This is a genomic window from Pseudoponticoccus marisrubri (genome assembly GCF_001482405.1).
In the GTDB taxonomy this organism is placed as follows: domain Bacteria; phylum Pseudomonadota; class Alphaproteobacteria; order Rhodobacterales; family Rhodobacteraceae; genus Pseudoponticoccus; species Pseudoponticoccus marisrubri.
In genome coordinates this window covers 1-18,114 of the sequence record NZ_LPXO01000016.1, presented here as the reverse complement: position 1 = coordinate 18,114, position 18,114 = coordinate 1, and the positions used below count along the sequence as shown (strand labels likewise).

Annotated in this window: 18 protein-coding genes; 8 read left to right on the top strand and 10 right to left on the bottom strand. The window is 68.9% G+C overall.

Annotated elements, in window-relative coordinates; translation table 11 throughout:
- Positions 1 to 91 precede the first annotated feature (91 nt).
- Genes ectB through AVJ23_RS18870 form a run of 3 tightly spaced genes read left to right on the top strand, consistent with a single transcriptional unit; the run spans position 92 to position 3,209 of the window.
- Positions 92 to 1,381 (top strand): diaminobutyrate--2-oxoglutarate transaminase, encoded by a 1,290-nt coding sequence (gene ectB, locus AVJ23_RS18880; RefSeq protein WP_058863787.1) that lies wholly within the window; start codon positions 92 to 94, stop codon positions 1,379 to 1,381.
- Between the two features lie 5 nt (positions 1,382 to 1,386).
- Entirely contained in the window at positions 1,387 to 1,791 is a 405-nt protein-coding gene (locus AVJ23_RS18875; RefSeq protein ID WP_058863786.1) for an ectoine synthase, read from the top strand.
- Positions 1,788 to 3,209 carry an aspartate kinase gene (locus AVJ23_RS18870; protein WP_058863785.1) on the top strand — a complete coding sequence of 474 codons (1,422 nt, stop codon included), beginning with the start codon at positions 1,788 to 1,790 and terminating at the stop codon, positions 3,207 to 3,209. Before AVJ23_RS18875 ends, AVJ23_RS18870 begins: the two co-directional genes overlap by 4 nt.
- Before the next feature lie 69 nt (positions 3,210 to 3,278).
- Here the strand turns inward: AVJ23_RS18870 and AVJ23_RS18865 are convergent, their stop codons facing one another.
- From AVJ23_RS18865 to AVJ23_RS18845, 5 genes are all read right to left on the bottom strand, one after another.
- Positions 3,279 to 4,094, bottom strand: coding sequence for a transglutaminase-like domain-containing protein (locus tag AVJ23_RS18865; RefSeq protein WP_058863844.1), 816 nt, complete (start codon positions 4,092 to 4,094; stop codon positions 3,279 to 3,281).
- A 186-nt stretch (positions 4,095 to 4,280) separates the two neighbouring features.
- The gene (locus AVJ23_RS18860) at positions 4,281 to 4,937 is read right to left on the bottom strand and encodes an SH3 domain-containing protein (RefSeq protein ID WP_058863784.1); all 657 of its coding nucleotides are present in this window, start codon (positions 4,935 to 4,937) and stop codon (positions 4,281 to 4,283) included.
- Between the two features lie 133 nt (positions 4,938 to 5,070).
- A complete protein-coding gene (locus tag AVJ23_RS18855) occupies positions 5,071 to 5,415 on the bottom strand; it encodes a DUF427 domain-containing protein (RefSeq protein ID WP_058863783.1) in 345 nt (114 codons plus the stop codon).
- Between the two features lie 61 nt (positions 5,416 to 5,476).
- On the bottom strand, positions 5,477 to 7,246 hold the full coding sequence (locus AVJ23_RS18850; RefSeq protein ID WP_058863782.1) for an aminopeptidase P family protein: 1,770 nt from the start codon (positions 7,244 to 7,246) through the stop codon (positions 5,477 to 5,479).
- Between the two features lie 24 nt (positions 7,247 to 7,270).
- Complete coding sequence (locus AVJ23_RS18845) at positions 7,271 to 8,473, bottom strand: alpha/beta hydrolase (protein ID WP_058863781.1); 1,203 nt, start codon at positions 8,471 to 8,473, stop codon at positions 7,271 to 7,273.
- 143 nt (positions 8,474 to 8,616) lie between these two features.
- On the opposite strand from AVJ23_RS18845, the gene AVJ23_RS18840 reads away from it, so the two are divergent.
- The gene (locus tag AVJ23_RS18840) at positions 8,617 to 8,814 is read left to right on the top strand and encodes a hypothetical protein (RefSeq protein ID WP_058863780.1); all 198 of its coding nucleotides are present in this window, start codon (positions 8,617 to 8,619) and stop codon (positions 8,812 to 8,814) included.
- 15 nt (positions 8,815 to 8,829) lie between these two features.
- On the opposite strand, the gene AVJ23_RS18835 is transcribed toward AVJ23_RS18840, so the two are convergent.
- The 5 genes from AVJ23_RS18835 to AVJ23_RS18815 form a co-directional block, all read right to left on the bottom strand.
- Positions 8,830 to 9,858 carry an ABC transporter ATP-binding protein gene (locus AVJ23_RS18835; RefSeq protein ID WP_058863779.1) on the bottom strand — a complete coding sequence of 343 codons (1,029 nt, stop codon included), beginning with the start codon at positions 9,856 to 9,858 and terminating at the stop codon, positions 8,830 to 8,832.
- Positions 9,851 to 10,867, bottom strand: a complete 1,017-nt coding sequence (locus tag AVJ23_RS18830) for an ABC transporter ATP-binding protein (RefSeq protein WP_058863778.1) — start codon at positions 10,865 to 10,867, stop codon at positions 9,851 to 9,853. The genes AVJ23_RS18835 and AVJ23_RS18830 overlap by 8 nt, the downstream gene beginning before the upstream one ends.
- Before the next feature lie 13 nt (positions 10,868 to 10,880).
- A complete protein-coding gene (locus AVJ23_RS18825) occupies positions 10,881 to 11,849 on the bottom strand; it encodes an ABC transporter permease (RefSeq protein WP_058863777.1) in 969 nt (322 codons plus the stop codon).
- Complete coding sequence (locus AVJ23_RS18820) at positions 11,846 to 12,817, bottom strand: ABC transporter permease (protein WP_058863776.1); 972 nt, start codon at positions 12,815 to 12,817, stop codon at positions 11,846 to 11,848. Before AVJ23_RS18820 ends, AVJ23_RS18825 begins: the two co-directional genes overlap by 4 nt.
- Positions 12,818 to 12,888: 71 nt before the next feature.
- Complete coding sequence (locus AVJ23_RS18815; RefSeq protein WP_157772711.1) at positions 12,889 to 14,466, bottom strand: ABC transporter substrate-binding protein; 1,578 nt, start codon at positions 14,464 to 14,466, stop codon at positions 12,889 to 12,891.
- Between the two features lie 188 nt (positions 14,467 to 14,654).
- On the opposite strand from AVJ23_RS18815, the gene AVJ23_RS18810 reads away from it, so the two are divergent.
- From AVJ23_RS18810 to AVJ23_RS18795, 4 genes are all read left to right on the top strand, one after another.
- Entirely contained in the window at positions 14,655 to 15,257 is a 603-nt protein-coding gene (locus AVJ23_RS18810) for a nucleoside/nucleotide kinase family protein (RefSeq protein WP_058863774.1), read from the top strand.
- Complete coding sequence (locus AVJ23_RS18805) at positions 15,254 to 16,054, top strand: inositol monophosphatase family protein (protein WP_084794762.1); 801 nt, start codon at positions 15,254 to 15,256, stop codon at positions 16,052 to 16,054. The genes AVJ23_RS18810 and AVJ23_RS18805 overlap by 4 nt, the downstream gene beginning before the upstream one ends.
- A gap of 49 nt (positions 16,055 to 16,103) precedes the next feature.
- Entirely contained in the window at positions 16,104 to 17,150 is a 1,047-nt protein-coding gene (locus tag AVJ23_RS18800; protein WP_058863772.1) for a LacI family DNA-binding transcriptional regulator, read from the top strand.
- Between the two features lie 65 nt (positions 17,151 to 17,215).
- Complete coding sequence (locus AVJ23_RS18795) at positions 17,216 to 17,959, top strand: sulfite exporter TauE/SafE family protein (protein WP_058863771.1); 744 nt, start codon at positions 17,216 to 17,218, stop codon at positions 17,957 to 17,959.
- Positions 17,960 to 18,114: the final 155 nt, after the last annotated feature.

Sequence of the window (18,114 nt, the reverse complement as noted above, 5' to 3'; positions counted from 1 at the left end):
CAGACATGCCTGTCGTGGCCCGTCGACCCGCCGCCTGACCGTGCCGGGTCCGCGCCACGCCCCTTGATATTCCCAACATGAGGACCGTTCCATGACGAACGAGACATCCACCCCGACCGACATCTTTTCGCGCCGCGAAAGCGAGGCGCGTTCCTACTGCCGGTCCTTCCCCACGCGTTTCGCCCGGGCCAAAGGCTCGGAACTGTGGGACGACCAGGGCCGCCGCTATATCGACTTCCTCGCCGGCTGTTCCTCGCTGAACTACGGCCATAACGACCCGGACATGCAGGCCGCGCTGGTCGAGCATATCCAGGCCGACGGCATCACCCATGGTCTGGACATGTTCACTGACACAAAGGCCAAGTTTCTTCAGGCGGTCGAGGACATCATCCTCAAGCCGCGCGACATGGACTACAAGGTCATGATGACCGGCCCGACCGGCACCAATGCCGTCGAGGCCGCGATGAAGCTGGCGCGCAAGATCACCGGGCGCCGCAACATCATCGCCTTCACCAACGGCTTTCACGGCATGACCATGGGCGCGCTCAGCTGCACCGGCAATTCCGGCAAGCGTGCCGGCGCCGGCACGCCGCTTTGCGGCACCACGCATATGCCCTTCGAGGGCGCCTTCGGCGACGATGTCGACAGCCTGAGCCTGATCGAGCAGATGCTCGACAACTCGTCCTCGGGTGTCGATGCGCCGGCCGCCTTCATTATCGAGCCCGTGCAGGGCGAGGGCGGTCTGAACGCCGCCTCGACCGAGTTCATGCAGGGCGTGGCGCGGCTGGCTCAGAAGCACGGCGCGCTGCTGATCGCCGATGACATCCAGGCGGGCTGTGGCCGGACCGGCACCTTCTTCTCCTTCGAGGAGATGGGCATCGAGCCGGACCTGATCCCGATGGCCAAGTCGTTCAGCGGCATGGGCCTGCCCTTCGCGGCGCTGCTGCTGAAGCCCGAGCTGGATATCTGGAAGCCTGCCGAGCATAACGGCACCTTCCGCGGCAACACGCATGCCTTCGTCACCGCGCGCGTCGCGCTCGAGAAGTTCTGGAAGGACGACACGTTCCAGAAAGAGCTGGCCGAGAAGGCCGTGCTGCTGACCAGCGGTCTGCAGTCTGTGGCCGAGGCCGTGCCGGGCGCCAAGCTGAAGGGCCGCGGCCTGATGCAGGGCGTCGATGTCGGCTCGGGCGAGCTGGCCGGTGACATTTGCGCGCGCTGCTTCGAGAAGGGCCTGATCATCGAGACGAGCGGCGCCGACGACGAGGTTGTCAAGGTGCTCGCCCCCCTGACCACCAGCTCCGAGCTGATGCAGGAAGGCCTGGGCATCCTGCTCGAGGCGACCATCGAAGCCACCCAATCCTCCAAGATGGCAGCGGAGTAACAGATATGATCGTACGTGATTTCAACGAGATCGTGAAAAACGAGCGGGACCGCGTCGTCTCGGATGCGAAATGGTCCTCGGTGCGGATGCTCCTGGCCGGTGACGGGATGGGCTTCTCGTTCCACATCACCTTCCTCGAGGAAGGCTCGGAGCACACCTTCGAGTACAAGAACCATTTCGAGAGCGTGTACTGCATGCAGGGCACCGGGTCGATCACCGACCTGGCGACCGGCGAGGTCCACGCCATCAAGCCGGGCGTCATGTACGCGCTGGACAAGCATGACCGTCACGTTCTGAAGGCGGATGAAGAGCTGGTCATGGCCTGCTGCTTCAACCCGCCCGTGACGGGCACCGAGGTGCACCGGGAAGACGGCTCTTATGCCGCGCCCGAAGAACTGGAGACGCAATGAGTCATACGGTTGAGAAAATCGGCGGGACATCCATGTCCCGCGTCAACGAATTGCTGGACACGCTCTTCATCCGGGGCGACGGGGCCGATCCTTACGGCCGGATCTTCGTCGTCTCGGCCTTCGGCGGCATCACCGATCGCCTGCTGGAGCACAAGAAGAGCGGCAAACCCGGCGTTTACGGCCAGTTCTCGAACGCCGAGAACGATCATGGCTGGCACGATGCCCTGCGTGAGGTCGGCGATGCGATGATCGAGGCGCATGACGCGGTGCTCGACCAGGCCGGCGACCAGGACCGGGCGCGCGAATTCGTGCGCGACCGGATCGAGGGCGCCCGTAACTGCCTGATCGACCTGCAGCGCCTCTGCGCCTACGGTCATTTCCGCCTGTCCGAGCACATGTTGCAGATCCGCGAGCTGCTGAGCGGGCTGGGCGAGGCGCATTCCGCCTTCGTCACCACGCTGCTGCTGCAGCGCGCCGGCATCAATGCCCGGCTGGTGGACCTGTCGGGCTGGCGCGACGAGGGCGACGTGACGCTGGAAGAGCGTATCACGCAGGCGATGGACGGGATCGACCCGGCAACCGAGATGCCCATCGTGACCGGCTATGCGCAATGTGCCGAAGGGCTCATGCGCGAGTTCGACCGCGGCTATTCCGAGGTGACCTTCTCGAAGCTGGCCGCCCTGACGGGCGCGCGCGAGGCGATCATCCACAAGGAATTCCACCTCTCCTCGGCCGATCCCAAGCTGGTGGGTCAGGAGAATGTGCGCAAGCTGGGCCGGACCAATTACGACGTGGCCGACCAGCTGTCGAACCTGGGGATGGAGGCGATCCACCCGAAGGCGGCCAAGACGCTGCGCCAGGCCGAGGTGCCGCTGCGCGTGACAAACGCCTTCGAGCCGCATGACCCGGGCACGCTGATCGACGATCAGCCCGCCGACGAGGCCGCGGTCGAGATCGTCACCGGGCTGAACGTCGTGGCGCTGGAAGTGTTCGAGCAGGACATGGTCGGCGTGAAGGGTTATGACGCCGCGATCCTCGACGTGCTGACCCGGCATGACGTGCGCATCGTGTCCAAGGTGTCGAACGCCAACACGATCACGCATTACGTGGATGCCTCGCTCAAGAAGATGCGCCGCGTCGAGAAGGACATCGCCAAGCTGTACCCCTCGGCCGAGATCAAGGCGCGCACGCTAGGCATGGCTTCGGTCGTGGGCCGCGATCTGCGCGGGCTGTCGGTGCTGACCCGCGGGCTTCAGGCCATCGCCGAGGCCGGCATGGAAAGCCTGGGCGCCAGCCAGGGGCCGCGCAACGTGGACGTGCAGTTCATCATGGAGCGTGACGACCTGGCCCCCACCATCAAGGCGCTGCACCAGGCGCTGGTGGAGAGCACGGGAAAAAAGGTGAAACTGGCCGCCTGAGCGACAGGACGGCCTGAGAGATCCGGGGACGGGCGGTGCCAAACGGCGCCGCCCGTCTCGCATTGCGGCTCAGCCCTGCGCGGGCGCCTCGTCGATCCAGACCTCGAACCCGGTCAGGCTGTGCTGACCAAAGCTGTGGGTCAGCGGCACATCGGCCGCGTCGCGCCCCTGCGCAATCAGCACGCGGCCATAGCGGATGTCGTTGTTGCGCGGATCGAAGACCCACCATTGCCCGCCAAGATAGACCTCCATCCAGGCGGCGAAATCCATCTCGGCATGGGGCGGCGGCTGGCCGATATCGCTGACATAGCCGGTGCAGTAGCGCGTGGGGATGTTCAGCGCGCGGCAGAGCGCCACCGCCAGATGCGTGAAGTCGCGACAGACGCCGCGGGCCTCGTTCAGCGCGTCGACCGCCGTGCGCGTGGGCCGCGAATACTGGTAGCCGAAGGTGACGTGGTTGTGCACGTGGTCGCAGACCGCCTGCACCCGCGCCCAGCCCGGCGGGGTCTGGCCGAAATGCTGCCAGGCGTAATCCGACAGCACGTCGCTTTCGCAATAGCGGCTGGGCAGCAGGAAGGGCAGCACCTCGGCGGGCAGCAGCTCGACCGGGACCTGCTCGGCCTCCAGCCCCACCGGGTCGGAGAACCCGGCGTCGCGCAGCGTGCCATCGGTCGAGACGGTCATCGTGCCGGCCGGCGCCACCAGACGGGTGCACCAATTGCCGAACCCGTCGCGATAGGCGGTGACCGGCACGGCCGGGTCGGTGACCAGCAGGTCGGGCCGTTCAAGGTCGCTGGCGCGCGAGTAATGCACGTTGAGCAGCAGGATCATCGGGGTGGGCGCGGGCAGCCCGAAAGTCAGCCGGCAGCCCAGGTTCAAACGCATGCTCATCGGATCCCTCGCTTTCGCCCCGTCGTGCCCGCGCGCCCGGGATGGCGCGCGTGGCCGGCAGGTCGTGCGATGGTGACAGGTGGGGCGGCCCCGGGCCAGTGCCGAACGGGCCCGCCCCCTGCGACACGGGGGCAGGGGGCGGATCAGCGGTGAGGAATTGGGCAGGCGGCGGACTGCGGCCTACCAGCCGCGGGGCTGCATCCGGCGCAGGTGCCACGCGATGCAGGGGCGGAAGGCCGCGCCGGGACGCTCCTGGCAGGTGGCGATGATCTGGCGCCATTTCTTCGTGGCCACATGGCCATGCAGCGCCGGGCCGTGCGGCGCGCGGGGCAGGGCCTGCCGCGTGCTGGACAGGTAGTCGCCATGCGCCCAGCCGACATGGCCGCTCTCGTGCCGGACCAGCAGCCATTTGCCCTGCTCGCCCAGCACCTCGACCCGGCTGGCCTGCGCCATCTGCAGGATCACCGCATGCTCGGTGCCCGGGCCCTGCCGCAGGTTCAGCGCGCCATGGCCCGGCGCATGGACGTAAAGCGTGGGCAGCTGCGTGATGCCGTCGTGATAGCCGGGCGCGCGGGTGGGATCGTCCTGCACCAGCCAGCCGCTATGCGCCCAACCGCTGGCGCCCGAGCGGTGCAGCACCTTGTACCACTTGCCCGGCGTCGACAGCACGGTGACCGTGTCGCCATGCGGCATCTGCCGGATGACGCGATAGGCGGTCGAGGGGCCGCTGCGCAGGTTGAGGAACCCGTCATCGGGCGCGTTCACGTAAAGCGATTGGGTGGCCGCGGCGGCGGTCCCGAGCAGGAGGGCAGAGAGGAAGAGGATCAGGCGGAACATGGCGGGGGCGTCCTTGTACAGAAATCCGGGATTGGCCCCAGCAAAGCGCCCCGCGCGCCTGATATGCAATAACGCCGCCCTGTCGGCGGCTGTCAGGGCCGGAACGGGCGTGTTCCGGCCCCGCAAGGGGCGCTCAGACCTGTTCGACGGTCACCCCGTCCTGCTGGTAGAAGGCGAGGTGGTCCTTGATGCGGGCCACGTCCTCGGAGGGGTCCTCGTAGGACCAGGCGGCATTCTCGTAGGTGGTCGATTTCGACATGATCGAGAAATAGCTGGCATCGCCCTTGTGCGGGCAATGCGTGCTGTGATCGGTCCGCTCGAGGAAGGCCATGCCGATATCGCTGCGCGGGAAATAGATCACCGGGGCCATGTCGCCCTCGACCAGCTCCAGCGCGTCGCTCGACTCGCCCAGCACGGCGCCGCCGGCACGGACGACCCAGGTTCCCTCGGCCTGCGTGATGGTGATGTGCTTGCTCATGAGTGCTGTCCCCTGTCCTGAACCCCGCTCTGTCAGACACGGGGCGTGTAACGTTATCATGTCAGATAGCCTGACAGGCCCGCGACAACCAGTCCCGGGCCGATCCTTCGACCAGCGGGCCGATCCGCGCCTCGACCTCGGCATGGTAGGCGTTCAGCCAGTCGCGCTCGGCCCCGGTCATCAGGGCGGGCACGACCAGCCGCGTGTCGATCGGTACCCATGTCAGGGTTTCGAACCGCAACATGCGTGCCACGGTCTGATCTTGCAAGGCCGGCGCGTCCTCGACCGCGATCAGGTTCTCGATCCGTATGCCGAAGGCGCCCTCGCGGTAGAAGCCCGGCTCGTTCGACAGGATCATGCCGGGTTCCAGCGCCACCGTGCCGCTGCGCGCGATGCGGGCGGGACCCTCGTGCACCGAGAGATAGGCGCCGACCCCGTGCCCGGTGCCGTGCCCGTAATCGAGCCCCGCCTCCCACAGCGCGGCGCGCGCGAAGGGGTCGATGTCGCGCCCGGTCAGCCCCTTCGGAAAACGCAGTCGCGACACCGCGATCATCCCTTTGAGCACCCGGGTGAAGGCCGCGGCCTCCTCGGGGCCGGGATCGCCGATGGCGACGGTGCGGGTGATGTCGGTGGTGCCGTCGACGTATTGCCCGCCGCTGTCGACCAGCAGCAGCTCGCCCTCGGCCACGCGGCGGTCGGTCTCTTCGGTGACGCGGTAATGCACGATGGCGCCGTTTGGTCCGGCCCCGGCGATGGTTTCGAAGCTGATGTCGCGCAGCGCGTTGGTGGCGCGGCGCTCGGCCTCGAGCCGGCGGACCACGTCGATCTCGGTCAGGCTGCCGGGGGGCTGGTCGTCGAGCCAGGCGAGGAAGCGCACCATGGCCGCCCCGTCGCGCAGATGCGCGGCGCGCGCGCCCTCCAGCTCGGCGGCAGTCTTGCGCGCCTTGGGCAGCAGGCAGGGATCGGGCCCCTCGACCGGGTCGGCCAGCGCCTCGGCCAGGGCCACGGGGCAGGAGGCCGGGTCGATGCGCACCTGTCCCTCCAGCGCGGCCAGCGTCTCCAGCAGCTGTTCGGGCGGCGCCACGGTGACGCGCCCGCCCAGGTGGTCACCCAGATCGGCAAGCTTTGCCTCGGCCACGAAGAGCGTCACCCGCGCATCGGCATGCAGCAGCGCAAAGGCATGCGGCACCGGGTTGCGGGGAATGTCGCTGCCGCGGATGTTGAGCAGCCAGGCGATGCTGTCGGGCAGGGTCAGCACGGCGGCCGCGGCGCCCTCCAGCGACGCCGCGAGCCGGTCGATCTTGGCGCCATGCGGCTCGCCGGCCAGCGCCTCGGGCTGGGCAAAGATCTTGCCCATGGGCGGGGCGGGCTGGTCTTCCCAGATCCGGTCGACCGGGTTCTCGACGGCGCGCAGGGTGATGGCGCCCAGCTTGCCCTCCAGCGCGCGCTTCTGCTCGACGGTCAGCAGCCAGGGGTCGAACCCGACCGTGCCGGCGGGCAGCGCCCCGGCGATCCAGTCGCCCAGCGAGGTTTCGGGCCAGTCCACCGGCTCGAAGACCTCGGCCACCTGCGCGCGGACCTGCACGCGGTAGCGGCTGTCGACGAAGACCGCCGCGCGGTCGCGCAGGGCGACGCACCAGCCGGCCGAGCCGGTGAACCCGGTCAGCCAGGCCAGCCGGTCATCGCGCGGGGCGACATATTCGCCCTGATGCGCATCGGCGCGGGGCACGATCACGCCGTCCAGCCCCTCGCGCTCCATGACGTCGCGCAGGGCGGCGAGGCGGGCCGGGCCCTGCCCGGGCGAGGCGGTGGTCTCAAAGCTCTGGAACATGGGGTCTCTCCTTTGCGGCGGAGACTACCAATCCTGCGGCCAAGCGCCAGTGGGGGCGGCATCGCCGGCATGGGCCGCGAGAAACCCGGTGATCTGGTCGAGATAGGGCCGGATCCCCTCTGACCCGGCCAGCGGCAGGTGATTGCCCGATTCCAGCACGTGCAGCTCGGCCCGCCGGATCCCGGCGGCCAGCTTCTGCCCCTCGGCCAGCGGGTGCACCATGTCGCCGCGCGCATGGATCACCAGCGTGGGGCAGGTGATGCGGTCGAGCAGATGCGCCACCGAGGCGCCGTTGGACAGGTCGCGCTGGTAGAGCATGTCGGCGCGATGCGTCGCCTCCTGCATCATCTGCGCCACTTCCGCTGCGGCCTCGAACGGGCCGTCGGGGCAATAGGCGGTCAGGTAGGCGCGGCTGATCGCGACCGAGCCCGGGCTCCAGCCCTCGTGGATCATGGCGCGCACGAAATCGCTGTCGGCCGTACCGCGCCGCAGCCGCCCGTCGGCATAGCCGCCCGAGAGCACCAGAGCCGTGACCCGTTCGGGCCAGGCGGCGGCAAAGGCGATGGCCTGCTGCGCGCCGCCGGATTCGGCCATGATCGCGAAACGTTCCAGCCCCGCGGCATCGGCCACGGCGCGGATCTCCCCGGCCTTGCTGTCGATGCTCACGCCCTCCATGCCGCGCGTCGACAGGCCGGCGCCGATCTCGTCATAGCAGACCAGCCGGTGCCGCGCGGCCAGCGCCTCGAGCAGCAGGCGCCGCGAGGGAACCTGCCATTCGCGCTCGACCGCGCGGGCAAAGAACGAGACGTTGAGCACCGGCGGCCCGTCCCCGGTGACCGTATAGGCGATCATCTGCCCGGCCGCGTTGCGCGCGTAGCGCACGCGCGGTGGCGTGACGGGGGCGGGGGCCTCCGGCGCGTCGCGATCGACGGGCACCGCCATCTGCAGCCCGCGCCGCGCCACGGTGCGGATCACCGCCTGCCGCTTGCCGTCATCGCCCACCGCCTTGCGCGCCGCGGCGATGCGCGCCGAGATGGCGCTGTCGCTGACGATCCGCCCGCCCCAGACCCGTGCGATGATCTCGTCCCGGGTCACCACGCGGCCGGGGCTTTCGGCCAGAAGCCGGACAAGGTCGAAGACCTGCGGCTCCACCGGCACGGGCGCGCCGTCCCGGGTCAGGGTCAGCGCGTCGCAATCCAGCCGGCACTCCGCGAAAGTCAGGATCATGTCCCGAGTAAAGCCGCGCGCGGCACGTTTGCGCAAGCTCCGGATCGAAACACAGGGGTTTCCAAGGATTATCCAAGGACGGCCCTCAAGCGCGCAGCGCGCCGGTTTGCGAGGATGGGGTCATCACATCAGAGGAGACCACCATGCTGACCCCGCTCGACACCCGCATCCTGACCGCCCGCCCTGATCACCTGCACCCGAAGGACGCGCAGGACCGCCACGCCGCGCAGATGCTGGCGGCGCGCAAGGCTGCCGGCGGCCGCGGCGTGGCGGCGTGGCTTGCCAGGGTCTTGCGCGCGCCGGCCCGGGGTCGCCCCATGCGCGCGGCACGGCTGCCTTGAGCGGCGCGCGCGGGGCTATGACGGCCCGTCGTCCGCGGCGTGGGCGAGGTCGGGGGGCGTGTCGAGCGCGCCGGCGAAATGGCAGCGGGCCCTGGTGGGGCCGATGGTCCGGACCGGGGGCGGGGTCTGGCGGCAGATCTCCTGCGCGTGGGCGCAGCGCGGGTGGAACGGGCAGCCCGAGGGCGGGAAGATCGGGTTGGGCACCTCGCCCTCGAGCACGATCACCTCGCGGTCGCGCCGGGACGGGTCGGGCAGGGGCACCGCCGAGAGCAGCGCAACCGTGTAGGGGTGGCGCGGCGTGGTGAAGACCTCTTCGACCGGACCTTCCTCGACCACTTCGCCCAGGTACATCACGATCACCCGGTCCGAGATGTGGCGCACCACCGACAGGTCATGCGCGATGAACAGGTAGGCGAGGCCCAGCTTGTCCTGCAATTCCTTGAGCAGGTTCACCACCTGCGCCTGCACCGAGACGTCCAGCGCCGAGACCGCTTCGTCACAGACGATCACCTCGGGCTCGAGCGCGAGCGCGCGTGCGATGCCGATCCGCTGGCGCTGCCCGCCCGAGAACTGGTGCGGGTAGCGATCCGCGTCCGAGGGGTTCAAGCCCACCAGCGTCAGCAATTCGGCCACGCGCGCCTCGCGTTGCTCGGGCGGCACGATGTCGGGAAAGATCTGCCAGGGCTCGCTGAGGATGCGGCGCACGGTGAAGCGCGGGTCGAGCGAGCTGTAGGGGTCCTGGAAGACCACCTGGATGTGGCGGCGCAGCTTCTGCATCTCGGGGCGCGACAGCGCGAGGATGTCCTGCCCATGATAGTGCACCTCGCCGCCGCTGGGCTCGTTCAGGCGCAGCACGGTGCGCGCGAGGCTGGACTTGCCGCAGCCGGATTCGCCCACAAGGCCCACGGTCTCGCCGCGGCGCAGGGCAAAGCTGACATCCTTGACGGCGGTGAGCGAGCGGACCTTGCCGCCGAAGAGGCCGGGCTTGCCGAGCGCGTATTCCTTGCGGATGTCGCGCACTTCGAAGACGGGGGCGTCAGTCATGCGTCATCTCCTCGACAAGGTGGCAGGCGGCCGTGTGGCGCGGGGCGACGGGGCGCAGCGCGGGGCGCTCGGCACGGCAGCGATCGATGCGATGCGTGCAGCGCGGGTGGAAGGCACAGCCGCGCGGCATGCGACCGGCGGCGGGCGGCGTGCCGCCGATCGCGTGCAGCGCCCCGGAGGCACCGTCGATGCGCGGCATCGAGCGGATCAGCCCGCGCGTGTAGGGGTGCGAGGGCGCATCGAACAGCGCCGAGACCGGCGCGCTTTCGACCACGCGGCCGGCATACATGACCATCGCCCGGTCGACCGTCTCGGCCACGAGGCCCAGATCATGGGTGATCAGCACCAGCGCCATGCCGTCCTCGCGCTGCAGATCGGCCAGAAGTGTCATGATCTGGCGCTGCACGGTCACGTCCAGCGCGGTGGTGGGCTCGTCGGCAATGAGGATCAGCGGGTTGAGCGCCAGCGCGGTGGCGATCATCACGCGCTGGCACATGCCGCCCGAGAACTCGTGCGGGTAGCAGCGCACCCGCGATTTCGCCGAGGGGATCTTGACCCGGTCCATCAGCTCGACCGCCTTGCGCTCGGCCTCGGTCTGGCTGCATCTGCGGCGCAGCCGGTAGACCTCGGCGATCTGCGTGCCCACGGTCAGCGCGGGGTTCAGCGCGCTCATCGCGTCCTGGAAGATCATCGCGATCTTCTCGCCGCGCAGCTGCCGGCGGCGGCTTTCCTTCATGGTCAGCACGTCCTCGCCTTCGAACAGGACCTGGCCCGCGACATGGCCCGGGGGCGACTTGATGAGGCCCATGATGGCCTCGAGCCCGACGCTCTTGCCCGAACCGCTTTCGCCGATGATGCCCAGCGTCTCGCCCGGCGACAGGGTCCAGCTGACGCCGCCCACCGCCTTGACCAGCCCGTGGGGCGTGTCGAAGCTGACGCGCAGGTCGCGCACCTCGAGCAGCGGGGCAGGGGTCGCGTCGGTGGTCTGGGATGGGTGCATTTCCCGCATGGTGTCCTCCGGCTTACGCGTCATGGTCGACAGGCTGGTTCTTGCGGCGCGGCGGGGTCAGCCAGCGCCAGCGCTGCACGGGGTCGGTGATCGCGCGCGCCCAGGCCGCCACGAGGTTCAGCGCCAGCGCGGTCAGGAAGATCGCCGCGCCCGGCATCACCACCAGCCACCAGGCCGAGCTGATATATTCCCGCCCGCGCGCGATCATCAGCCCCCAGGAGGATTGCGGCGCCTGCACGCCGAAGCCCAGGAAGGAGAGCGAGGCCTCGGACAGGATCAGCACGGCGATCTCGAGCGTGAACAGCACGATCAGCGGCGAGACCATGTTGGGCAGCAGGTGGGTCAGGATGATCCGCCGGTCGCTGCCGCCGATGGCGCGGGCGGCGGTGATGTAGGTGCTCTGCTGGTGGTTCAGCGTCAGCGACCGCGCCATGCGGGCAAAGACCATCCAGTGCAGCAGGGTGAAGATCAGGATCAGGTTGGCAAATCCCGGGCCGATCACGAACAGGATGAAGAGCGCGATCAAGAGCGAGGGCAGGGCCATCATGCCGTCCACCGCGCGCATCAACAGGTCTTCCAGCAGCCCGCGGTAGAAGCCCGCCAGCACGCCCAGGGTGATGCCCACGATCCCCGAGCACAGCGCGCCCAGAAGGCCGATCGACATCGAGACGCGCGCCCCGTGCATCAGGCGCGAGAACAGGTCCCGGCCCAGCTCGTCGGTGCCCAGCAGGTGGAACCCGCCATCCCGCGCCGTGCCCAGCGGCGGCACGAAACGCGCGCCGAGATTGGCGTGGTTGGGATCGTAGGGCGCCAGCAGGTGCGCGCCGGCGGCGGCGATCAACAGCAGCAACAGAAAGACGGCCGAGACGAAGGCGACCCGGTCGCGCAGCAGGGCCTTGGCATAGGCCCGCCAGGTGATCGCGACGGCGCGGTCATGCTCTTCCTCGGGCAGGGCGGCGGTGTTGGTATCGACGGCACTCATGCCCGGCCTCCCCGGTTGTCCATCTGGATGCGCGGGTTCAGCACCGTGTAGGCGAAGTCCACCGCGAGGTTCACGAGGATCACCAGCGCGGCCACCACGCAGATCCCCGCCTGCGCCATGGGCAGGTCGCGCCGGCCCAGGGAGTCGATCAGCAGCAGCCCCACGCCCGGCCAGGCAAAGACCGTCTCGACCAGCATGGCCCCGGTCAGCAGCTGCGACAGCTCGTCCCCGGTGATGGTCACGATCGGGATCGAGGCGTTCTTGAGCGCATGCACGAAGACCACGCGCCATTCCGGCACGCCCTTGGCGCGGGCGGCGGCGATATATGGGCGCGACAGCTCGTCAAGCATGGCGCTGCGTACCACCTGCGAGATCCGCCCCAGAGGCCGCGCGGCCAGCGTCAGCGCCGGCAGCACCAGGTGCTGCCAGGATCCGTAGCCGCCGGTGGGCAGCAGGCCCAGCTGCACGCTGAAGACGATGATCAGGATCAGCCCCAGCCAGAACTGCACCACCGAGACCGAGGCCAGCGAGATCACGTTGACCAGGTTGTCGATCCAGGAGCGCGGGTACATCGCCGCGAGACAGCCCAGCACCACCGCCAGCGCGAAGGCGAAGACCAGCGCGGTGCCGGCCAGCAGGAAGGTGGCGGGCAGCCGCTCCAGCACGATGGGCAGCACCGGCGTGCCTTCCGAGCGCAGCGCGTCCGAGGGCATCATCGAGAAGCCGTAACGGAAGCTGACGCCGAAATCGCCCTGCGCGAGATCGCCCAGGAATACCAGGTACTGGCGCCAGATCGGCTCGTTCAGGCCGAGATTCTCGCGCAGCTGGTCCAGCGCGGTCTCGGTGGCGCTGGTGCCCAGCATGATCAGCGCCGGATCACCGATGATGCGACCGACGACGAAGACGAAAGAGACCAGCACGAAGAGCAGCGTCAGGGACTGCAGGAAACGTCTGAGCAGGTAGGGCATCTGGCGGAACCTCGGATGACGACGGAACGGCGCGGACCGCGGGGGAGGGCGGTCCGCGCTTCGGGGCGGTCTCAGTCGGCGCGCGTCACGTTGACGGCGAGGAACCGGTGGTCGACCCCGAAAGTGAAGTCATAGCCGTCCCCGATCAGGTAGCCCTTGTCGAGCAGCGCCAGCGGCAGGATCGGGTATTGCCCGTGCAGGAAGCCCACGAGCTCCTGCAGCGCCGCGTCGCGTTCCTCGCCCGACAGGGTCAGCGCCTTGGCCAGCTTCTCGTCGAACTCGGGGTTGCAATGCACCGAGGAGCGCGAGGCGCCCGAGGGGTCGTCGATATCGGGGCAGGCATAGTTGCCCAGAAGGTTGGTGCCGAACTCGCCCGAGGCGTTCTGCTTGACATGCACCTGCATCATCGCGCGCGGCGCTTCCTCGGCATAGCCCTTGATCCGGACGCGCGGGTTGAACACGTCGGGCAGCTGCACGTTGATCTGGGTGTTGATGCCCACCTGTTCGAGGAAGAAGCCGATCACCTCGGTGACCGAGCCGACGCGCGGCGTGGTGTTGCGGCCGACCACCTCGACCACCAGACCGTCCACGTCGACCCCGTCGGCGCGCGCCTCGTCCAGCAATTGGCGCGACAGGTCGGGGTTGTATTCGTATTGCGATAGCGAGTCGTTGAAGCCCAGCATGTCGGGCGTGCCCAGCTGGCCCTGCGGCACCGAGGCCAGCCCGATCAGGTCGGCGATCCCCTCGTAGTCCAGCGCGTGGAAGATCGCCTTGCGCACCCGCATGTCCTGCAGCGCGGGATGGGCGTGCAGCGACTGGTCGAGCCGGCCGTAGAGATAGGCATCCGACGGGCCGGTGATGCAGGAATAGCCGTCATTGCCCTCGGCCGCGGCGCAATCCTCGGGCGAGGGGTTGGTGGCCAGGTCCGCCTCGCCGGTGCGCACCATGGCGTTGCGGGCCGACCCCTCGGGGCGGAAGACGAAGCGCAGCGTCTCGAACTGTTGCGTGGTCTCGCCATAGGCATCCTCGGCCGTCAGGCCCCACCAGTCGGGATTGGCGCTGGCGGTCCAGTACTGGCCGCGGGCCCATTCCTCGAACCGGTAGGGGCCGGTGCCGATGGGCGTGCCGAAATGCTCGGCCGGGTTCTCCTCGATCTGCCTGGCCGAGGCGATGCCGGTCAGGGTCAGGCGGAACTCCATCATCGGGTCGGGCTCGGTCGAGCTGACCTCGACCTGCAGCGGGCCGGTGGCCCTGGCCGTGATCACGCCGGGCCCGGCGTATTCCTGGATGGTGAAGGCGCTGTCGGGGCTCCAGATGAACGAGATATTGGTGGCGACCGCCTCGGCCGTCATCTCGGTGCCGTCATGGAAGGTGACGCCCTCGCGCAGGGTCAGCCGCACGGTCCTGTCATCCACGCGCTCCCACGCGGTGGCCAGAACAGGGATGTATTCGCCGGTCTCGGGATCGGTGGCGATCAGCGTCTCGAGCACGTTGCGCAGGCCGGGGGCGTTGATCTCCTTGTAGACGCCCTGCGCCGCGAGATCCTGCGGTTCCTGGTGGACGGCGACGGTGAACGTGCCCTCGGGCGCGGCCTGCGCAAGGCCGGCCTGCGCGGCGACAAGGGCCAGTACTGACAATGTGTGTCGCATGGTGTCTTTCCTCCCTGGATGTCCGGCCTGTGCCGGTTCGACTTGCCTTGACGCTACGGCCACTGACGCATTTTTGCAAGCCCTTGCAAAAATTATTTCTGCCGGTATGCTGATTTCATCTTTCAATAACAGCTTTCTCTGCGGGTCTCGCGGATCACTTTGAAAGCCCATGCAAGGAGAACAGGGGTATGAGCGACGGATTGATCGTTGCGGTCTGCGGAGATTCGGGGGCCGGGAAATCGACCACGACCGGCCTGCTGCGCGAAGAGGGATTCGCCCCCTATTCGCTATCGGCCTTCCTCAGGCAGGAGGCCGAGGCGGCCATCGACACGCCGACCCGCGAACAGGTGCAGAGCCATGGCAAGGCCCAGCAGGAGGCGCATGGCAACCACTACTATGCCGAGGTGCTGATCTCACAGACCGACCTGATGGCGCAGCGCCGCGCGGTGATCGACGGGCTGCGCAATCTCGACGAGCTTGAGCACCTGCGCGCCACCGCGGAACGCCACGGGCTGACCCTGGTGCTGCTGGCGCTGGTGCTGGACACCGAAAGCCGGTTCCAGCGCGTGCAGGGCCGGGCGCGGGCCGGCGATCCGGGCGAGCTTGAACGGTTCCGCACCGATGACCTGCGCGCCAATGGCGGCGACGGCAATTTCCAGAACAACGCCGCGCTGATCGATGCCGCGGACCTGCGGATCGAGAATACCGGCGATATCGAGACGCTGCGCGCCAAGCTGCGTGCCGCGCTGTTGCAGGTCGGGGTCGTGGCAGAAGGGCAGGGCAGCGCATGAGCATGAGTGAGCTGAGCGAGGTGGCCGACACGCTGGAGGCCCGCGCCCGCACCGCCTGCGCCATCGTGCGCGAGGCCGGGGCCGTGGCGCTGGCGGCGTTCCGCGACCATGGCAGCCTGTCGGTCGAGACCAAGGGCACGCAGGACTGGGTGACCAATGTCGATCTCGAGGTCGAGGCGCTGATCCGCGCGCGGCTGGGCGCGGCCTATCCCGGCGACGCGATCGTCGGCGAGGAGACGGCGCAGGATCCCGAAGGCGGAAACACGGCGTGGGTGATCGACCCGGTGGACGGCACCACCTGCTTCATGCTGGGCCTGCCGCAATGGTGCGTGGTGCTCAGCTACACGGTGGACGCGGTGCCGGTGGTCTCGGCGATCTATGCGCCGGTCACGGACGAGCTGTTCCACGCCACCGCGGGCGGCGGCGCCTTCCTGAACGGCCGGCCGATCCGGGTCAGCGATGCGGCCTCGATCGGCGACGGGCTGATCGCCGTGGGCGCCAACGCGCAGGGCGATCCGCACAAGTCGGCCGCCTTCATCGGCGACCTTGTCTCGGATGGCGGCATGTATATCCGCGTGGGCGCCTGCGCGCTGGCGCTGTGCTACGTCGCCTCGGGCCGGCTGCTGGCCGCCTACGAGCCGCGGGTCATGCCCTGGGACGACCTGGCCGGCATGCTGCTGGTGCGCGAGGCCGGCGGGCGCACCAACGCCTTCGCGCCCTCGCTGGTCTGCGAGGCCAAGCGCCCGGTGCTGGTCGCGGCCCCCGGCATCTGGGAGGCGGTCGCGCCGCTCTATTGAGGCCGAACCGTTTGCGCCGGGCGCCAACTCCCCCATATGGTTGCGAAGCATGAAGGAAAGTCCCAATCCCCCCGCCGAACGGAACGCCAGCCGCGTGACCGCGCAGGATGTCGCGCGCGAGGCCGGCGTGTCGCTCTCGGCCGTGTCGCGCGTCTTCACGCCGGGCGCCAGCGTCTCGGCCAAGATGCGCGTGCGCGTCATGGCGGCGGCCGACAAGCTGGGCTACCAGCCCAACGTGCTGGCCCGCAGCTTGATGACGCAGCGCACCAACCTGGTGGGCGTGATCCTCGCGAACTTCAAGAACCCGATCTACCTGACCGTGCTGGACCATTTCACCCGCACGCTGCAGGCGCGGGGGCTGCGCACGCTGCTGCTCAACGTCTCGGAGGGGCAGGATCTCGAGGAGATGGCGCGATTGGTGCTGCAATACAGCGTCGACGGGCTGGTCGTCTCGGCCGGGGCGATCTCGCCGCATATCACCGAACAATGTCAGAAGCGCCGCATCCCGCTGGTGGCCTTCGCCCGCCGGCCGCGGCGCGCCAACCTGCACGTGGTCTGCGCCGACAATGTGGCCGGCGGCCGGGTTGCGGGCGACCGGCTGCTGCAGTCGCGCCACCGCCGCTTCGGCTTCATGGGCGGGCCCTCGGGCGCCTCGACCACGATCGACCGGGGCAAGGGCTTTCACGCCGCCGTCGAAGAGGCCGGCCACGCGGTGATCGCCGCCACCCATGCCAGCGAATACACCTACAGCGCCGGCACCGAGAGCGCGCGCAAGCTTCTAGACCGGGCCGACCGGCCCGATGCGGTGTTCTGCGCCAATGACCTGCTGGCCATGGCGCTGATGGACGTGGCGCGGGGCGAGTTCGGCCTGACCCTGCCCGACGATCTGTCGATCATCGGCTTCGACGATGTCGACCTCGCTGCCGCGTCGACCTACCGGCTGACCACCCTGCGCCAGCCGCTCGAGGCCATGGTACACGAGACGGTCGACATTCTCAGTCAGCGTATCACCACATGGTCCGAGGGGTGGGAGACGCGGCAGCTGGCCTGCACCGCCGTGGACCGCGATTCCATCGCCTTCGACCGGGCGGACTGACCCGCCGCCCGTCGCTGACACCCCGAAACCGGACGCGCGGCCTCGCGCGCATGGGAGCCCGCCGCATGGAGATGCTCGCCCTGTTCCTGCTGGCCTCGCTGATCGTCGGCGCCTCGAAAGGGGGGCTGGCCTCGGCCGGGGCGCTGGCCGTGCCGCTGCTGTCGATCTGGATGGATCCGCTGGTTGCGGCCGGCGTGCTGCTGCCGATCTTCATCATCAGCGACGGGGTGGGGGTCTGGCTCTACCGGAGCGACTACTCGGCGAAGAACGTGCTGCTGCTGATTCCGGCGGGGCTGCTGGGCGTGGTGCTGGCCACCTTCCTCGCGCCGGTGGTCTCGACCCCGGTGGCCGAGCTGGCCACCGGCGGGGTGGGGCTGTTCTACTGCGCCCATGCCGCCGGCAAGCGCTTGCGCGGCCGGGACCGGACGGTGCTCTTCCGGCCGGGCCCGGGGCTGGTCTGGGGCACGCTGGCCGGGCTCACCAGCTTCGTGTCCCATACCGGCGCGCCGCCCTTCCAGAGCTTCGTGCTGCCGCAGAAACTGCCCAAGATGCAATATGCCGGCACCAACACGCTGGTCTTCGCCGCCATCAACCTGTTCAAGCTGCCCGCCTATGCCTCGGTCGGGATGATGTCGAACATCCACCTGCCCAGCCTGCTGGCCATGGCGGGGGTCGCCTCGGCCGGGGCGGTGCTGGGCAAGCGGCTGGCGCAATGGCTGCCCGAGGCGCTCTACATGCGGATGATCGAGACGCTGCTGCTGGTCGTCTCGACCTACCTCGTGCTCAAGGCGATGGGCCAGCTGCTCTGAGCCGGCCAGCCCCCTGGGTCACTTGAGCGCGTTTGGTATTGCGTTTGTCCATGTTCCGTTTTGTTTTGCGGATTTTACGGCGGCGTGGACGGCGGTCATGGAGCGGAGGCCCGCTTCGGGTCCGGGCAGGGCGTCGCGGGGGGTGCCGTGGAGGG

Excerpts from the sequence above, each read along its gene's own strand:
- ectB (WP_058863787.1), top strand. The coding sequence starts at position 92 with ATGACGAACGAGACATCCACCCCGACCGACATCTTTTCGCGCCGCGAA.
- AVJ23_RS18875 (WP_058863786.1), top strand. The coding sequence starts at position 1,387 with ATGATCGTACGTGATTTCAACGAGATCGTGAAAAACGAGCGGGACCGC.
- AVJ23_RS18870 (WP_058863785.1), top strand. The coding sequence starts at position 1,788 with ATGAGTCATACGGTTGAGAAAATCGGCGGGACATCCATGTCCCGCGTC.
- AVJ23_RS18865 (WP_058863844.1), bottom strand. The coding sequence starts at position 4,094 with ATGCGTTTGAACCTGGGCTGCCGGCTGACTTTCGGGCTGCCCGCGCCC.
- AVJ23_RS18860 (WP_058863784.1), bottom strand. The coding sequence starts at position 4,937 with ATGTTCCGCCTGATCCTCTTCCTCTCTGCCCTCCTGCTCGGGACCGCC.
- AVJ23_RS18855 (WP_058863783.1), bottom strand. The coding sequence starts at position 5,415 with ATGAGCAAGCACATCACCATCACGCAGGCCGAGGGAACCTGGGTCGTC.
- AVJ23_RS18850 (WP_058863782.1), bottom strand. The coding sequence starts at position 7,246 with ATGTTCCAGAGCTTTGAGACCACCGCCTCGCCCGGGCAGGGCCCGGCC.
- AVJ23_RS18845 (WP_058863781.1), bottom strand. The coding sequence starts at position 8,473 with ATGATCCTGACTTTCGCGGAGTGCCGGCTGGATTGCGACGCGCTGACC.
- AVJ23_RS18840 (WP_058863780.1), top strand. The coding sequence starts at position 8,617 with ATGCTGACCCCGCTCGACACCCGCATCCTGACCGCCCGCCCTGATCAC.
- AVJ23_RS18835 (WP_058863779.1), bottom strand. The coding sequence starts at position 9,858 with ATGACTGACGCCCCCGTCTTCGAAGTGCGCGACATCCGCAAGGAATAC.
- AVJ23_RS18830 (WP_058863778.1), bottom strand. The coding sequence starts at position 10,867 with ATGCGGGAAATGCACCCATCCCAGACCACCGACGCGACCCCTGCCCCG.
- AVJ23_RS18825 (WP_058863777.1), bottom strand. The coding sequence starts at position 11,849 with ATGAGTGCCGTCGATACCAACACCGCCGCCCTGCCCGAGGAAGAGCAT.
- AVJ23_RS18820 (WP_058863776.1), bottom strand. The coding sequence starts at position 12,817 with ATGCCCTACCTGCTCAGACGTTTCCTGCAGTCCCTGACGCTGCTCTTC.
- AVJ23_RS18815 (WP_157772711.1), bottom strand. The coding sequence starts at position 14,466 with ATGCGACACACATTGTCAGTACTGGCCCTTGTCGCCGCGCAGGCCGGC.
- AVJ23_RS18810 (WP_058863774.1), top strand. The coding sequence starts at position 14,655 with ATGAGCGACGGATTGATCGTTGCGGTCTGCGGAGATTCGGGGGCCGGG.
- AVJ23_RS18805 (WP_084794762.1), top strand. The coding sequence starts at position 15,254 with ATGAGCATGAGTGAGCTGAGCGAGGTGGCCGACACGCTGGAGGCCCGC.
- AVJ23_RS18800 (WP_058863772.1), top strand. The coding sequence starts at position 16,104 with ATGAAGGAAAGTCCCAATCCCCCCGCCGAACGGAACGCCAGCCGCGTG.
- AVJ23_RS18795 (WP_058863771.1), top strand. The coding sequence starts at position 17,216 with ATGGAGATGCTCGCCCTGTTCCTGCTGGCCTCGCTGATCGTCGGCGCC.